Annotated in this window: 15 protein-coding genes; 8 read left to right on the top strand and 7 right to left on the bottom strand. The window is 71.4% G+C overall.

The window, feature by feature from the left end:
- Nucleotides 1-7: 7 nt before the first annotated feature.
- From DNK56_RS03825 to galU, 4 genes are all read right to left on the bottom strand, one after another.
- Nucleotides 8-520 carry a MogA/MoaB family molybdenum cofactor biosynthesis protein gene (locus DNK56_RS03825; RefSeq protein ID WP_111330430.1) on the bottom strand — a complete coding sequence of 171 codons (513 nt, stop codon included), beginning with the start codon at nucleotides 518-520 and terminating at the stop codon, nucleotides 8-10.
- Complete coding sequence (gene moaC / locus DNK56_RS03820) at nucleotides 517-1,017, bottom strand: cyclic pyranopterin monophosphate synthase MoaC (RefSeq protein WP_111330428.1); 501 nt, start codon at nucleotides 1,015-1,017, stop codon at nucleotides 517-519. The genes DNK56_RS03825 and moaC overlap by 4 nt, the downstream gene beginning before the upstream one ends.
- 122 nt (nucleotides 1,018-1,139) lie before the next feature.
- The gene (gene glp / locus DNK56_RS03815; RefSeq protein ID WP_111330426.1) at nucleotides 1,140-2,453 is read right to left on the bottom strand and encodes a molybdotransferase-like divisome protein Glp; all 1,314 of its coding nucleotides are present in this window, start codon (nucleotides 2,451-2,453) and stop codon (nucleotides 1,140-1,142) included.
- Between the two features lie 4 nt (nucleotides 2,454-2,457).
- Nucleotides 2,458-3,360, bottom strand: coding sequence for a UTP--glucose-1-phosphate uridylyltransferase GalU (gene galU / locus DNK56_RS03810; protein ID WP_111330424.1), 903 nt, complete (start codon nucleotides 3,358-3,360; stop codon nucleotides 2,458-2,460).
- A gap of 107 nt (nucleotides 3,361-3,467) precedes the next feature.
- Between galU and DNK56_RS03805 the strand changes: the two genes are divergently transcribed.
- Nucleotides 3,468-4,052 carry a 5-formyltetrahydrofolate cyclo-ligase gene (locus tag DNK56_RS03805; RefSeq protein WP_111335431.1) on the top strand — a complete coding sequence of 195 codons (585 nt, stop codon included), beginning with the start codon at nucleotides 3,468-3,470 and terminating at the stop codon, nucleotides 4,050-4,052.
- A gap of 71 nt (nucleotides 4,053-4,123) precedes the next feature.
- Here the strand turns inward: DNK56_RS03805 and DNK56_RS03800 are convergent, their stop codons facing one another.
- The gene (locus DNK56_RS03800) at nucleotides 4,124-6,877 is read right to left on the bottom strand and encodes a penicillin acylase family protein (RefSeq protein WP_111330422.1); all 2,754 of its coding nucleotides are present in this window, start codon (nucleotides 6,875-6,877) and stop codon (nucleotides 4,124-4,126) included.
- Between the two features lie 275 nt (nucleotides 6,878-7,152).
- On the opposite strand from DNK56_RS03800, the gene DNK56_RS03795 reads away from it, so the two are divergent.
- The 3 genes from DNK56_RS03795 to DNK56_RS03785 all read left to right on the top strand — a co-directional run bounded on the left by DNK56_RS03795 (nucleotide 7,153) and on the right by DNK56_RS03785 (nucleotide 10,929).
- Nucleotides 7,153-8,775, top strand: coding sequence for a potassium/proton antiporter (locus DNK56_RS03795; RefSeq protein ID WP_241989749.1), 1,623 nt, complete (start codon nucleotides 7,153-7,155; stop codon nucleotides 8,773-8,775).
- A gap of 316 nt (nucleotides 8,776-9,091) precedes the next feature.
- Complete coding sequence (locus DNK56_RS03790) at nucleotides 9,092-10,378, top strand: MFS transporter (protein ID WP_111330418.1); 1,287 nt, start codon at nucleotides 9,092-9,094, stop codon at nucleotides 10,376-10,378.
- 209 nt (nucleotides 10,379-10,587) lie between these two features.
- Entirely contained in the window at nucleotides 10,588-10,929 is a 342-nt protein-coding gene (locus DNK56_RS03785; RefSeq protein WP_111330416.1) for an FmdB family zinc ribbon protein, read from the top strand.
- 141 nt (nucleotides 10,930-11,070) lie between these two features.
- On the opposite strand, the gene DNK56_RS03780 is transcribed toward DNK56_RS03785, so the two are convergent.
- Complete coding sequence (locus DNK56_RS03780; RefSeq protein WP_241989748.1) at nucleotides 11,071-12,237, bottom strand: IS630 family transposase; 1,167 nt, start codon at nucleotides 12,235-12,237, stop codon at nucleotides 11,071-11,073.
- An 87-nt stretch (nucleotides 12,238-12,324) separates the two neighbouring features.
- Between DNK56_RS03780 and DNK56_RS03775 the strand changes: the two genes are divergently transcribed.
- The 4 genes from DNK56_RS03775 (at nucleotide 12,325) to DNK56_RS03760 (ending at nucleotide 15,009) form a co-directional block, all read left to right on the top strand.
- Nucleotides 12,325-12,654: a hypothetical protein gene (locus tag DNK56_RS03775; RefSeq protein ID WP_111330414.1), complete on the top strand. Its 330-nt coding sequence runs from the start codon at nucleotides 12,325-12,327 to the stop codon at nucleotides 12,652-12,654.
- A 77-nt stretch (nucleotides 12,655-12,731) separates the two neighbouring features.
- The gene (locus DNK56_RS03770; protein WP_111335426.1) at nucleotides 12,732-13,565 is read left to right on the top strand and encodes an S-methyl-5'-thioadenosine phosphorylase; all 834 of its coding nucleotides are present in this window, start codon (nucleotides 12,732-12,734) and stop codon (nucleotides 13,563-13,565) included.
- Between the two features lie 331 nt (nucleotides 13,566-13,896).
- Nucleotides 13,897-14,391, top strand: a complete 495-nt coding sequence (locus DNK56_RS03765) for a hypothetical protein (protein ID WP_446750452.1) — start codon at nucleotides 13,897-13,899, stop codon at nucleotides 14,389-14,391.
- 123 nt (nucleotides 14,392-14,514) lie between these two features.
- On the top strand, nucleotides 14,515-15,009 hold the full coding sequence (locus DNK56_RS03760; RefSeq protein ID WP_111330412.1) for a large conductance mechanosensitive channel protein MscL: 495 nt from the start codon (nucleotides 14,515-14,517) through the stop codon (nucleotides 15,007-15,009).
- 22 nt (nucleotides 15,010-15,031) lie between these two features.
- Here DNK56_RS03760 and DNK56_RS03755 read toward each other — a convergent pair whose 3' ends face one another.
- Complete coding sequence (locus tag DNK56_RS03755) at nucleotides 15,032-15,247, bottom strand: hypothetical protein (RefSeq protein WP_111330410.1); 216 nt, start codon at nucleotides 15,245-15,247, stop codon at nucleotides 15,032-15,034.
- Nucleotides 15,248-15,278 lie beyond the last annotated feature (31 nt).

Raw genomic sequence — 15,278 nt, 5'->3', positions numbered from 1 at the left:
GGGACGTTCAGCTCGGGCTCCCCGGTCGGGGGTGGTCGCCGCCGCGCAGCTGGTCGACGGCGTGCACGAGGAGCCGTTCCAGGACGGCGAGCCCGTCGCGCACCCCGCCGGTGGAGCCGGGGAGGTTGACGATCAGGGTGCGCCCGGCGACGCCGGCCAGGCCGCGCGAGAGGGCGGCGGTGGGGACCTTGTCGCGGCCCTCGGCGCGGATCGCCTCGGGGATGCCGGGGATCTCGTGGTCCAGGACGCGGCGGGTGGCCTCGGGGGTGCGGTCCGTGGGCGAGATGCCCGTACCGCCGGTGGTGACGACCACGTCGTACGCGGCGGCGGCGGCGCGCAGGGCCCGCTCGACCGGGTCGCCGTCCGGCACGACCTGCGGGCCGTCGACGGTGAAGCCGAGCCGGGTCAGCGCCTCGGCGATCAGCGGCCCGCCCCGGTCGGCGTAGACCCCGGCGGACGCGCGGTTGGACGCGGTCACGACGAGGGCGCGGTACGGGGACGGCGGCGCGGCGGCGCTCACGCGTCGGCCCCGGTCTCCCGGGCGCGTACCCAGTCGCCGGACTTGCCGCCCGACTTCGACTCCACCCGGATGTCCGTGATGACCGCCGCCTTGTCGACCGCCTTGACCATGTCCACGACGGTGAGCGCGGCCACGGACACGGCGGTCAGGGCCTCCATCTCGACGCCGGTGCGGTCGGTGGTCTTCACGGTGGCGCTGATCTCGACGGCGTCGTCGGCCACGGTCAGCTCGACGCCGACGCCGGAGACGGCCAGCGGGTGGCAGAGGGGGATGAGGTCCGGGGTGCGCTTGGCACCCATGATGCCCGCGATCCGCGCGGTGGCGAGGGCGTCGCCCTTGGGGACCCCTTCGCCCCGGAGCAGTTCGATCACACGCGGCGACACGAGGACCCGGCCGGCGGCGCGGGCGACGCGCGCGGTGACGTCCTTCCCGGAGACGTCCACCATACGGGCGGCACCCGCCTCGTCGATGTGCGTCAGCCTGTTCTGCGTACTCAACTCACTCCGCCTAGCGGTAGGGCGCCGGATTCCCCGGCGCCGCACCGGGGCGCGGGTCCGGGGGCCGGGGGGTGTCCCCCGGACGGCACAGCGCCAAATACCGTACCGCCACGGAGCCCCGGTCAGCGGAGCAGGATCACCTCGGTGTCGGCGCCGGGCTCGGCCGATGTGACGTCCTCGGGCAGCACGATCAGCGCGTCCGCCCGGGCGAGCGCGGCGATCAGATGCGATCCGGAACCGCCGACCGGAGTCACGGTGCCGGCCTCGGCGTCGTACGTGCCGCGCAGGAACTGGCGCTTCCCGGCCGGTGAGGACAGGGCCTTGTCGGTGGCCAGCACGGCCTTCGCCGTGGGGCGGCCGGTCTCCGACAGGCCCATCAGCGTACGGATCGCGGGGCGGACGAACAGCTCGAAGGAGACATAGCTGGAGACCGGGTTGCCGGGAAGGGCGAGCAGCGGGGTGTGGTCGGGGCCGATGGAGCCGAAGCCCTGCGGTTTGCCCGGCTGCATGGCGAGCTTGCGGAAGTCGACCCCGCCGCCGCCCGTCCCGTCCTCGTCGCCGACGGCGGACAGTGCCTCCTTGACGACGTCGTACGCGCCGACGCTGACGCCGCCCGTGGTGACGACGAGGTCGGCGCGGATGAGCTGGTCCTCGATGGTGGCGCGCAGGGTCTCGGCGTCGTCGGCGACGGCGCCGACGCGGTAGGCGATGGCTCCGGCGTCGCGGGCGGCGGCGGTGAGCGCGAAGCTGTTGGAGTCGTAGATCCGGCCGGGCGTCAGCTCGCCGCCGGGCTGCACGAGTTCGCTGCCGGTGGACAGGACGACGACGCGCGGGCGGGGCCGCACGGTGACGGTGGAGCGGCCGATCGCGGCGAGCAGCCCGATCTGCGGCGGCCCGATCACCGTGCCCGCCGTGAGCGCGAGGTCGCCGGGGCGGACGTCGCTGCCCCGGTCCCGGACGTGGGCGCGGGGCTCGACCGGGCGGTGCACCCGGACCTCGCCGCCGGCGCCCTCGGGGGCCTCGCTGTGGGCGCGCATCGCGGCGGCCGGGCCCTCGCCCGTACCGCCGTCGGTCCACTCGACGGGCACGACGGCCTCGGCGCCCTCCGGGAGCGGGGCGCCGGTCATGATGCGGGCGGCCTCGCCGGGGCCCAGGCGCCGGCCGGCGCCGAGTCCGTCGTCCCCGGCGGCGACGTCGCCGACGACCGTGAGGACGGCGGGGAACTCCTCGGTGGCGCCCTCGACATCGGCGACGCGGACCGCGTAACCGTCCATCGAGCTGTTGTCGAAGGGTGGCAGGGCGATCTCCACCACGACGTCCTCGACGAGGACGCAGCCCTGGGCCTCGGGCAGTTGCAGCTCGATGGGCTCGAGCGGCTTCACCGCGGCGAGGATGTCTTCCAGGTGCTCGTCCACCGACCAGATCGTGCTGCTCAACGTGTTACATCTCCTCGGTGACGTACCGGCGGAGCCAGCTGCGGAACTCCGGCCCCAGATCTTCACGTTCGCACGCGAGTCTGACAATGGCACGCAGATAGTCGCCGCGGTCCCCGGTGTCGTAGCGGCGGCCCTTGAAGACGACGCCGTGCACGGGGCCGCCGGCCTTCTCGTCCTCGGCGAGCAGTTGCAGCGCGTCGGTCAGCTGGATCTCGTTGCCCCGGCCCGGTTCGGTCCGGCGCAGTATGCCGAAGACCGCCGGGTCCAGGACGTAGCGGCCGATCACGGCGAGGTTGCTGGGCGCGTCGGCGGGCTCGGGCTTCTCGACCAGGCCGGTGATCCGCACGACGTCCGCGTCGGGCGTGGGCTCGACGGCGGCGCAGCCGTACTGCTGGATCATCGCGGACGGGACCTCCATCAGCGCGATGACGCTGCCGCCCTCGCGCTCCTGGATCTCGGTCATCCGGGTCAGCAGCGGGTCGCGCGGGTCGATCAGGTCGTCGCCGAGGAGCACCGCGAAGGGCTCGTCCCCGACGTGCGGTTCGGCGCACAGGACGGCGTGCCCGAGGCCCTTGGGGTCGCCCTGGCGGACGTAGTGCATGGTGGCGAGGTCGGTGGACTCGCGGACCTTGCGCAGCCGGTCGGCGTCGCCCTTGCGGGTCAGCGCCGACTCCAGTTCGTAGTTCCGGTCGAAGTGGTCCTCCAGGGGGCGCTTGTTGCGTCCGGTGACCATGAGGACGTCGTGCAGCCCGGCGGCCACCGCTTCCTCGACCACGTACTGGATGGCAGGCTTGTCGACGACAGGCAGCATCTCCTTGGGGGTGGCCTTGGTGGCCGGAAGGAAGCGGGTCCCGAGGCCCGCCGCCGGGATGACGGCCTTGCTGATCCTGGGGTTCGACTGGGTCATGCGCTGAACCCTAACGGTGCGGCATGGGCGGAAGATGAGCTTCCGGTTAACCTTGTCCTCATTTATTCCTATACGAGAGCCCGGCAGGTACCCCGTTGAACACCGACATGTCCGCAAAGGCACTCCTGCGGCGCGAACTGCTCGCCGCCCGCCGTCTCCTGACGGACCAGGACATCGAGCGGTACGCCGGAGTGCTCGCCCGCCACGCACTGGAACTCCCGGAGCTGGCCGGGGCCCGTACCGTCGCCGCGTACGTTTCGGTGGGCCGCGAACCGGGCACCCGCGCGCTGCTGGACGCGCTGCGCGCGCGGGGCGTCCGGGTGCTGCTCCCGGTGCTGCTCGCCGACAACGACCTGGACTGGGCGGCGTACGAGGGGGCCGAGGGGCTCGCGAAGGCGGGGCGCGGGCTGCTCGAACCCACCGGTCAGCGACTGGGCCCCGACGCCGTGCTGGAGGCGGACGCGGTGCTGCTGCCCGGCCTCGCGGTGGACGCGCGCGGCATGCGCCTCGGGCGCGGCGGCGGCAGTTACGACCGGGTGCTGGCGCGCCTGACGGCCGCCGGGGCCGCCCCCGCGCTGATCGTGCTGCTGTACGCGAACGAGGTGGCCGCGCGGGTCCCGGCGGAGCCGCACGACTTCCCCGTTCACGCGGTGGTGACACCCGAGGGCCCCCGGCGCTTCGGCGTGAACTGAAGCACCGGGGGCCCTCGGGGGCGCCTGCTACGGCCTGACGGCGAACCGGCTACGGCTTGAGGGGCAGCCCGCTACGGCTTGAGAGTCAGCGTGTCCGTCGTCGTCCCGGCCACGGCGTTCGTGCCGTAGGCCCAGGGCAGCAGTTCACCGTTGACCCACTTGTCGGTCTGGTCGGTGTAGTGCGCGCTGAACGCGTGCCCGGAGGCGCCGGTGAGGTTGATCCAGCGGGACTTGTCCCAGTCCCCCACGTTGACGACCATCCGCATCGACGGCACCCAGACGACCTCGTAACCGCCGGCCGCGTTCCAGCCGGTGGCGTTGACCGCGGCCTCGCCGCCGCCGAGCTCCCAGGGGCCGCGGTTGAGGAGCCGCTGGATGATTCCGGGGCCCTCGGTGCCCAGCGTCTGGTTCTTGAGGGTCAGCCGGTGCAGCCGGCCCCAGTTCCAGGTGGTGATGTCCTTGCCGAGCTTGGCGGTCAGCTCCCAGCGGGCGTCCTCCATGGCGCGGGCGAACAGCTCGTCACGGGTCTCGGTCGCCTTGTCCTTGCGGCTCCTGGGCGACTTCCACCACTCGCTGTCCGGCTTGTCCATGAGGTTCGCGACGACCTGGTACCAGCGGTCGCCGCCGTCCGGCTGGGCGGAGTCCGGGGAGCGCCGGCCGCACTCGCGCACCAGGCGCTCCTGCTCGTCCACCGGGCCGGAGCTCTTGGGGGGACGAACGTTCAGGCACTCGCCCTCGACGCGCAGCTCCTTGGGCAGCTTGTCGCCGAAGGCCAGCTTGAGGATGTTGCGCCAGACGCCGTTGAAGTAGGCGGCGGCGGCCGAGTCGGCCTCCTGGGTGTAGTCCCAGCCCTCCAACAGCTTCTGCGCCTCGCGGACGTCCTTGTCGGCGATGTTGATCTTGAGCAGTTCGGGCACCAGCAGCGCGGCGATCTCGCTGGTGTTGTCCATCTGCATCTTCTGCATGTCTTCGGTCGAGATCTTGCCGCCGCCCTTGAGCTTCGACTGGATGAGGTCGTTGATCCGCTGGCTGCGGCTGCCGTAGCCCCAGTCCTTCGTCAGCAGGTACGGGTACTCGTCCTCGTCGATCACGGCCTGGTTGGCGGTGACGATGTAGCCGCGCTCCGGGTTGTACTCGTAGGGCAGCTCGTCGAACGGGATCGGGTCCTTCTTCCAGCCGTACTCCGACGACCAGCCGGGGCTGGGCGTGGTGCCGTCGCCCTTCTCGCGGACCGGGATCTTGCCGGGGGCCTGGTAGCCGATGTTGCCCTTGGTGTCGGCGTAGATCAGGTTCTGCGAGGGAACCTCGAAGTGCCGGGCGGCCTGGCGGAAGCTCGTGAAGTCCTTGGCGCGGTTCAGCTCGAAGACGGCGTCCATGGAGTGGCCGGGCTCCAGCGCGGTCCACTTCAGCGCGACGGCGTAACCGTCCGCGCGGTCCGGGGCGGAGTTGGTGACGGGCGCCTTCTGGCCGACCTTCTCCAGCTCGCCGCTGCGGTCGGAGACCAGCGGGCCGTTGTTGGTCTCGCGGACGGTGATGTGCCGGTCCTTGCCGCCGGCGACCTTGATGGTCTCCTCGCGGACGGTGAAGGGCTTCGTCCTGCCGTCGTACAGGTAGCCGTCGGTGGTGACCTTCTCCAGGAACAGGTCGGTGACGTCGGCGCCGAGGTTGGTGAAGCCCCAGGCGATGTCCTGGTTGTGGCCGATGATCACACCGGGCATGCCGGAGAAGGTGTAGCCGGCGGTGTCGTACTTGCAGGTTTCGGAGACCTGCCGGCAGTGAAGGCCCATCTGGTACCAGAGGGACGGCAGCATCGGCGCCAGGTGCGGGTCGTTGGCCAGCAGCGGCTTGCCCGTGGTCGTGTACTTGCCGGCGACCACCCAGGAGTTGGAGCCGATGCCGTTGCCGTTCGGGCCGAGCAGCGCGGGGATCTCGTCGAGGGTGTCGGAGAGCGCGCCGAGCTGGGTGCTGAGGCCCTGGGTCGCGCCCGCCACGGTGTTCGGATCGACGGTGCCGGTGTCGGTCGCCTTCGGGTCGAACTTGCCGGTGAGCGAGGAGACCGCGCCCTCGGTGACGATCGGCTCGTGCTTGTCGTACGGGTAATCGGGGTAGAGCTGCTTGATCTGGTCGGCGTCGAGCCGGCTGGTCATCAGCGAGCGGTCGATCTCGTCCTGCATGTTGCCGCGCAGGTCCCAGGCCATCGCCTTCAGCCACGCGACCGAGTCGACCGGGGTCCACTCCGAGGGCTTGTAGTCGTTGGTGAAGCCGAGCGCGGCGTACTCGACGGAGATGTCCTTGCCGTCGCGCCCCTTGAGGTAGGCGTTGACGCCGTCCGCGTACGCCTGGAGGTTCTTCTTGGTCTCCTCGGACAGGACCGTGTCGTACTCCTCCTGCGCGACCTTGCGCCAGCCGAGCGTGCGCAGGAAGGAGTCCGTCTCGACCTGGCCGGAGCCGAACATCTCGGAGAGCCGGCCGGCCGTCAGGTGGCGGCGGACGTCCATCTCCCAGAAGCGGTCCTGCGCCTGGACGAAGCCCTGGGCGCGGAACAGGTCGGCGTCGGAGTCCGCGTAGATCTGCGGGATGCCGTAGCCGTCGCGCTTGACCTCGACGTTGCCGTCGAGCCCGTCGATGCGGATGGTCCCGCTGGTCTGCGGGTACGAGGCACGCACGGTGGAAACGGACCAGTACGCTCCGTAACCGATGCCCGCGATGAGCGCCAACACCAGGACGATCACGAGGAGGCGGGCGCGTCGCCCCTTCCTCTTCTTGCGCGGCCCGCCACCGGCGGTACCGGTGGCTCCGGAAGTGGCGGTTGTTGTGGCGGGCATCGCTGTCCTTCGAGGGCAGGGCGGTCCTGGGAGTGCAGGAGCAACCATAGGCGCAGCGCGCACGCCACTCGGACGCGGTATCAGGATGACTCGGATTGCGTAGCGATCGTACGAATACTCGAACGCATCAAGAAAACGTTAAAGATTAGGTAAGGTAACGAAGTACTGGCCGCCGGAAGACGATCCGGCAGGCGTACGCAGGAAAGGACCGGCCACTGACTGTCCACACGCTCAACGAACTCCTGCTCGTCTGCTCGCTCGTTCTGCTCGTCGCCGTGGTGGCGGTACGCGTCTCGTCCCGCAGCGGGCTCCCCAGCCTGCTCCTGTACCTGGGCATCGGCATCGCCCTGGGCCAGGACGGCTTCTTCGACGTCAAGTTCGACAACGCGGAACTCACGCAGGTCATCGGGTACGCGGCCCTCGTCGTGATCCTCGCCGAGGGCGGCCTCGGCACGAAGTGGAAAGAGATCAGACCGGCGCTGCCCGCAGCCGTGATGCTGTCGCTCGTCGGCGTCGGCGTGAGCGTGGGCGTGACCGCGGCCGGAGCCCACTACCTGGTCGGTCTGGAATGGCGCCAGGCGCTCATCATCGGCGCGGTCGTCTCCTCGACGGACGCCGCCGCCGTCTTCTCCGTGCTGCGCAAAGTCCCGCTGCCCTCCCGCATCACCGGCGTCCTGGAGGCCGAATCCGGCTTCAACGACGCCCCCGTGGTCATCCTCGTCGTCGCCTTCTCGACGGTCGGCGAGGTGGACAGCTGGTACGTACTGGTCGGCGAGATAGCCCTGGAGCTGGCCATCGGCGCGGTCATCGGCATCGCCGTGGGCTGGCTCGGCTCCTACGGGCTGCGCCATGTCGCCCTGCCCGCGTCCGGTCTGTACCCGATCGCCGTCATGGCCATCGCGGTGTCCGCGTACGCGGCGGGCGCCATGCTGCACGGCAGCGGATTCCTCGCCGTCTACCTCGCGGCGATGATCCTCGGCAACGCCAAGCTGCCGCACTGGCCGGCCACCCGCGGCTTCGCGGACGGGCTCGGCTGGCTCGCCCAGATCGGCATGTTCGTCCTGCTCGGCCTGCTGGTCACCCCGCACGACCTGCTGGACGACTTCTGGCCCGCCGTCGTCGTGGGCCTGGTGCTGACCATGGTGGCCCGGCCACTGGAGGTCTTCATCTCGCTGCTGCCGTTCCGGCTGCCCTGGCAGGAGAAGGCCCTCATGTCATGGGCCGGTCTGCGCGGCGCCGTACCCATCATCCTGGCGACCATTCCCATGGTGTCCGGGATCGAGGGTTCGACGCGGGTCTTCAACATCGTGTTCGTCCTGGTCGTCGTCTACACCCTCATCCAGGGCCCGACGCTGCCCTGGCTCGCCAAGGCGCTGCACCTCGGCGACAGTCCGTCCGAGGCGTCCGACCTGGGCATCGAATCGGCACCCCTGGAACGGCTGCGCGGACATCTGCTGTCCGTCGCCATCCCGGCCGAGTCGAAGATGCACGGCGTCGAGATCGGGGAACTGCGCATGCCGGCGGGCGCCGCCGTCACCCTCGTGGTGCGCGACAACGAGAGCTTCGTGCCCTCGCCCTCCACGGTGCTTCGGCGCGGCGACGAACTGCTCGTCGTGACCACCGACCCGGTGCGCGACGCCGCCGAGGCCCGGCTGCGCGCGGTCGCCGAGGGCGGCAAGCTGGCCGGCTGGCTCGGGACACCCGGCGGGCAACCAGCGGGCCAGGAGCCCACCGGGCCACAGCTCGGCGGGGCGCTCAAGACGGTGAAGAAGCTCGGCAAAGCGGACGAGACGAAGAAACGCGAGACCGCCCGGCGCGTGGCGGCGAAACAGGAAGCCGCCAAGAACGGAACCGCGAAACAGGAGCCGCGGCAACGCGACGCGAAGGCCCATCACTGAGCCCGCACCCTGTTCGCAGGCGATGGAGGGCGGTGCGCCCACCATCACAGGAGCGCCGCCCTTCCTCCCTGTAGCATGAAGGAAACCCAGAACCACCGATTGATCGACCAACTCTGCCTGACGCAGAGCTGGCGCGACCGTATGGCGGTCGTGGCGTCCTCCGTACCGGCCGCGCAGCGCGCACCGGCAGCGAGCGCCCGGCATCTACCGCAGTTCCGCGCGAAGAGGACAGCTCTCGGCAGCCCCCGCCCGGCCCGTACGCAGGCGCCGGAGACCACGGGGAGCACGGCCACCAGGCGGCAGAAAGGCAAGGACCGTGGCGTCCACGGTCTCCGACCGCCCCGGATACGGGCAGTTGCTGCGCACCCCCGGTGCGTGGACCTTCCTCCTTCCCGGCTTCGCCGCACGGCAACCCTTCGCGATGCTCACGATCGGCATCGTGCTGCTGGTGCAGCACACCACCGGCTCGTACGGCAGCGCGGGCGCCGTCGCGGCCGTCACCGGGGTCTCCATGGCCCTGTTCGCCCCGCAGACCGGCAAGCTCGCCGACCGGTTCGGCCAGCGGGCCGTCCTGCTGCCCGGCGTCCTCGTGCACGCCGCGGCCGTCTCGCTCCTGGTGGTGCTCGCCCTCGCGGACGCGCCCCTGTGGGCGCTGTTCGCCGCGGCCGTCCCCACCGGCGCCTCCGTCCCGCAGGTCGGCCCCATGGTGCGGGCCCGCTGGGCGGCCCTGCTGGGCGCGGCGCCCGGCCGCGAGGCGTCGCCGCTGCTGGCCACGGCCGCCGCGTTCGAGTCGGTGACGGACGAGTTCACCTTCGTCATCGGGCCCGTGCTCGCCACCGCGCTGTGCACCGGCGTGCACCCGGCGGCCGGGCTGATCGCGGAGGCCGCGCTCACCCTGCTGGGCGGGCTGCTCTTCGCCGCGCGCCGCGCCACCCAGCCGCCCGTCCGCGACCGCGCCCTGCCCGGCGCCGAACGGCACACCTCCGCGCTGTCCGTGCCCGGCGTACGGGTACTGGCGGTGGCCTTCCTCGGCATCGGCTCGGTCTTCGGCGGCATGCAGGTCTCGCTGACCGCGTTCTCCGAGGAGATCGGCAACCCGGGCGCGAACGGCGTGCTGTACGGGATCTTCGCCGCCGGCAACATGCTGGCCGGGATCGCCTGCGGGGCCATCGCCTGGAAGTCCGGCCCCCGCCGCCGGCTGATCACCGGTTACGCCGCCCTGGCGCTGACCGCGTCCGGTCTGTGGGCGACGCACTCGGCGCCGCTGCTCGCCGCGCTGGGGCTGCTGGTCGGCCTCTGCATCGCCCCGGCCCTGATCAGCGGCTACACGCTGGTCGAGGCGCTGGTGCCGGGCTCGGCGCGCACCGAGGCGTTCACCTGGCTGACGGGCGCGGTCGCGCTGGGCCAGGCGGCGGCGGTCACGGTGGCCGGACAGCTCGCCGACGCCCACGGTTCGAGCGCCGGTTTCCTGGTGCCGCTGGTGGGTACGGTGCTGGCGCTCGTCACCCTGGTGACGCTGCGTTCCAGGCTGACACCGGCCCGCGCGACCTTCACAGCCGCACGTGGCACGGTTCACCGCGACTGCGTCGCGGTCAGAGAATGACGATTGATTATTCCTCCGCGGAATACGTCACTGTGACTCCTCCGCCACAGGGTGGCGGCTTCTCGTCCGGGGTTTGGGTCCCCTCACGACGGCCAAGCCCTGACCGCTGCCCTGCGGCAGGTGACAGACATTACTGCAAATGACAGCCCCCAGGGGCTACGATGGACAATCGTTAGCACTCATCGAGTCGGAGTGCCAGGAGGAACAAAGTGCCGACCTACCAGTACCAGTGCACCGAGTGTGGCGAGGGCCTCGAAGCGGTGCAGAAGTTCACCGATGACGCCCTCACGGTGTGCCCGAACTGCGAAGGACGCCTGAAGAAGGTGTTCTCGGCGGTCGGCATCGTCTTCAAGGGTTCCGGCTTCTACCGGAACGACAGCCGCGGCTCCTCATCGAGCAGCACGCCCGCCTCCTCCGCCGCGAAGACCTCCGGTTCCGGATCGTCCTCGTCCTCCGGCTCCTCGACGTCGGACACGAAGTCCTCGGCCGCTCCGGCGTCCGCGTCGTCGTCCTCGTCCTCTTCCTCGACGAGCGGTTCGTCGGCCGCCTGAGCCTCCGGCTCACCCGGCCGTCCCACGATTTCCCGCAGACCCCGCCGAGCGCCTCGGCGGGGTTTCGCGTCCCCGTGCCCGCCTTCCGGGGCGCGGCGGGCGACGCTTAGTGGTCGGCTCCGTAAGTCCTTCGGGGGTTGATCATGGTGCCGGGGCGGCGGAGGATTCTTCGTGTCGGCCGGCGGGGTGCTGGTCGAGTCTGGCCAGCAGATCGTCCAGGTCGGAGGTGGTGAACTTCCACTGGAACGGCTGTGCCGTGGCGTTGTAGCGGTCTTCGAATTCTCGGAGCCGGTCTGTGACCTGGGTGAGGTCGGTGAAGTCGTTGGGCGAGACGACCTTGCGCTGGACGACGGAGAAGTAGATTTCCACTTGGTTCAGCCAGGAGGCGTGCACCGGGGTGTGGACCAGGACCGCGTTCGGGAACGCGTCCGACAGTCGGTCGGCGGCCTTCTTGCCGCGGTGGGAGGAGCCGTTGTCGACGATCCAGAACACGCGTTTCGCGCTGGCGTAGGGCTCGCGGGTCATGACCTGGGTGACCAGGTTCATGAACGGGGTGATGCCGGTGGTCGGCTCGCAGCGGCCGGACACTTTCGCGGAGTGGACGTCGTAGGCGGCCAGGTAGGCCAGGGCGCCGCCGCGCCGGTAGGTGTGGTTCACGCGCATCGCGCGGGCCCGGCCGGGCGGCAGGGTCGGATGACAGCGGCAGCGGGCCTGGATGGAGGTCTTCTCGTCCGCGCTGATGACGTACTCGTCGTCGCCGAGCGGGACGCCCCGCCAGGTACGGGCATACAGGTCCAGTACACGCTCGGCCTTCGGGCGGAAGTCCGGGTCGGTGACGAAGATCCAGGATTGGTACTGCCACGGTTTGATCGCGTCGTCGCCCAGCCAGCGACGGACAGTGGAGGCGGAGATCGAGCTGGCGATGGACCGGGCGACGACTTCGCGGGCAAGCTCCGGGCACGACCAACGCGCCAGCGGCACCCCTGTCTCGGCGGGCAGCCGGCAGGCCAGAGCCTTGACCTGGGCGGCCTGGAGCGCGGTGAACGAGGGGGGCCTGCCCGACCGGTCGAGGTCGCCCAGCCCGGCGAGCCCGTGCTCGGCGAACCGGCCGCGCCAGCGGCGGACCGTGTCCAGATGCAGACCCGTCTCCCGGGCGATGCGCGCGTTGGCGCGTCCGCGCGCCGCGTGCAGCACCACCTGCGCGCGCATCCGCAGCCGGTACTCGGTCTTGTGGCCGTAGGCCATCAGCTTCAGTCGCTCGCGCTCGGCGGCGCGCAGGGTGATCGTGCGGGCGACGGCAACAGGCAATGCAGGCGGGCCAATCCGGAGAAGTGGATCACAACAGGCCGAAGCTTGCCGTATCCGGTCCGTGGCCCCTCGGGCAGGATGGGCGCCATGCCCACGCCCTCGGAACACACCCGCCTCTCGCTGGAAGCCCGCCTCGGCGAGCAGGCCCGCGCCGTCTGGCCCCAGATTGCGCAGTTGCATGTCCGACACCGCGGAGCGTTCGCCTACGTGGAGGCCGAACTGGCCGACGGCGAACGGGTCAAGCTGATGCGACTGCGCTACACCGGCACCGTCAGCAAGAGGTGGGGCTTCGCCCCCTACTACGCCAGTGGCGACCGCTACGAAGACTCCCTGCTGCCCACCGGCAGCCCCACCGGCACCCCCGCGGAGGCGCTCGACTGCGCCTGCGAGCTCCACATCGCTGCAGTCGACATCTGACCCACTACCAGGCACAACGCCGGATCCGAAGTCAACCCCCGAAGGACTTACGGAGCCGACCACTTAGTGTGACGGTCATGGCGAACGCAGAGATCGGCGTGATCGGCGGCTCGGGGCTCTACTCCTTCCTGGAGGACGTCACCGAGGTCCGCGTGGAAACCCCGTACGGAGACCCCAGCGACTCCGTCTTCCTCGGTGAGACCGGCGGCCGCCGGGTCGCCTTCCTCCCCCGGCACGGCCGGGGCCACCACGTGCCCCCGCACCGCATCAACTACCGCGCCAACCTGTGGGCGCTGCGCTCGGTCGGCGTACGCCAGGTGCTCGCGCCGTGCGCGGTGGGCGGCCTGCGCCCGGAGTACGGTCCGGGCACCCTGCTCGTACCGGACCAGTTGGTGGACCGCACCAAGGCCAGGACGCAGACCTATTACGACGGGGAGACCCCGGTCGACGGGGTCCTGCCGAACGTGGTGCACCTGGGCTTCGCCGACCCGTACTGCCCCGAGGGCCGCAAGGTCGCGCTGGCCGCCGCGCGGGGGCGCGACTGGGAGGCCGTGGACGGCGGCACGCTGGTGGTCGTGGAGGGGCCGCGCTTCTCGACCCGCGCCGAATCGCGCTGGCACGCGGCGATGGGCTGGTCCGTGGTCGGCATGACCGGGCACCCGGAGGCGGTGCTCGCCCGTGAACTGGGCCTCTGCTACACCACGATGACCCTGGTCACCGACCTGGACGCGGGTGCCGAGGCGGGCGAGGGCGTCTCCCACGAGGAGGTGCTGAAGGTGTTCGCGGCCAATGTGGACCGGCTGCGCTCGGTCCTCTTCGACGCGGTGGCGGGGCTGCCGGCGACGGAGGACCGGGGGTGCCCGTGCGGGCACGCGCTGGACGGGATGGACACGGGGATCGCTCTGCCGTAGGGGCTCGTGCCGGGGGGGCGCTCGTGCCCTGGGGCGGGGCCCGGCTCGCCCCTGCGGGTGACGGGGTTTTCCACATGCGGTGGACGGTCCACAGGGCCCGGCGGGATTCGGGCGATCGGTGCATCGTGGTGGCTGTCCGGCGGCCGTGACCTGGGGGTTCGCGGCGGCCGGCCGACCCATCGGCTTCTGTACACAGGCGGTGTTCGCGATGCGCTCGTCCGGTTCCTCCTGCCTTTCCCCTGACGCTTCCCCGGCCTCCCGCACGGATGGGTCACCGGGTCCGCTGCCCGCTCCCGCGCCGTACGGGGTGCCGGCGTTCCCGCCGCTGCGGGTGCGCGGGGGTGCCGGGCAGCGGCTGCGGCGGGCGATGTGGCGTCGGCGCCGGTCGATGGCGGCGGGTCTGGCGCTGACGGCGGCCGCGCTGGCCGTCTCCGGGTTCGCCGGGGGCGGGGGCGCGGAGCCCGGTGGCGGTACGGCGCGGGCGGCGGTACGGGAGCGGGCCTCGCCCCCGGTACGCCTGGTGTCGGCGCCGGTACGGATCGCCGACGCGGAGACCGTGCGGCTGCTGCGGCCGGGCGACCGGGTGGACGTGGTGGCCTCGGACGGCCCCGGCGCGGCGGAGGCCCGCGTGCTGGCCAGGGGCGCCCGGGTGGAGCGGGTGCCGGGGGCGGGGGACGCGGGGGACGGGAGCGCGACGGGCGCGGGTGCGTTCGGCGCGGGTTCGCCGGGGGACGGGGCGCTGGTCGTGCTGGCGGTGCCGAGGGCTGCGGCCGCCGAATTGGCCGGTGCGGGGATCTCCGGCGGACTGGCGGTGATCCTGTGCTGATTCGTACTGACGAACTATGCCGTCACCGGGCAACCCTCCTGAATGGGGTGTTCGGCTGCCTTACTGCCGTAAGTTGCCGGGGAGTTCACACCCCTTGTGGCATTTACGGAGGAAAGCGCACCCGTGAGCGAGACGAAGAAGGTCAGTGTGCTGGAGGGCTTCAAGGCCTTCCTGATGCGTGGCAACGTGATCGATCTGGCGATCGCCGTCGTCATCGGCGCGGCGTTCACGAACATCGTGAACGCGTTCGTGAAGGGGGTCATCAACCCGCTCGTCGGTGCGTTCGGCACCAAGGACCTGGACAGTTACAGCTCCTGTCTGAAGGGCCCGTGCAAGACGGACCCGGCCACGGGCGAGGTGACGGAGGGCATCCAGATCCTGTGGGGCTCGGTGCTCAGCGCGACGCTGACGTTCCTGATCACCGCTGCCGTCGTCTACTTCCTGATGGTCCTGCCGATGGCGAAGTACCTCGCGCGGCGGGCCGCGATGCAGGCGGCGAAGGAGGGCGTCCAGGAGACGCTGGAGGTGAGCGAGCTGGAGGTCCTCAAGGAGATCCGGGACGCTCTGGTGGCCCAGCGCGGGGGCGGCGGCGGGAGCCCGGTCCAGGACCGGGGCTAGCACGGTCCCGGCGGGGGCCGCGTCAGATGTGGTGCGGCGGCTTCTCGTCCAGGAAGCGCGCCAGATCGGCCGCGCTGCCGCTGGACGGGGGCCGGTCGCCCCACGCCTGGTCGGTGTCGTCCGAGGCCCGCTGGTCCAGCGGATCGTCGAAGACCAGCGCCGGACGGGGCCGGGGCCGGGCGGGCTCGGCGGACTGCGCGTCATGCGGTTCGGGGGCGGGTCGGGGGGCGCTACTCATGCCCCCAGGGTACGACCGGCCGGCCCCGGCG

The sequence above is a fragment of the Streptomyces sp. AC1-42W genome (assembly GCF_003248355.1).
Lineage (GTDB): Bacteria > Actinomycetota > Actinomycetes > Streptomycetales > Streptomycetaceae > Streptomyces.
Note: the sequence above shows the minus strand (reverse complement) of the source record. Positions and strands in the feature narration are given on the sequence as shown.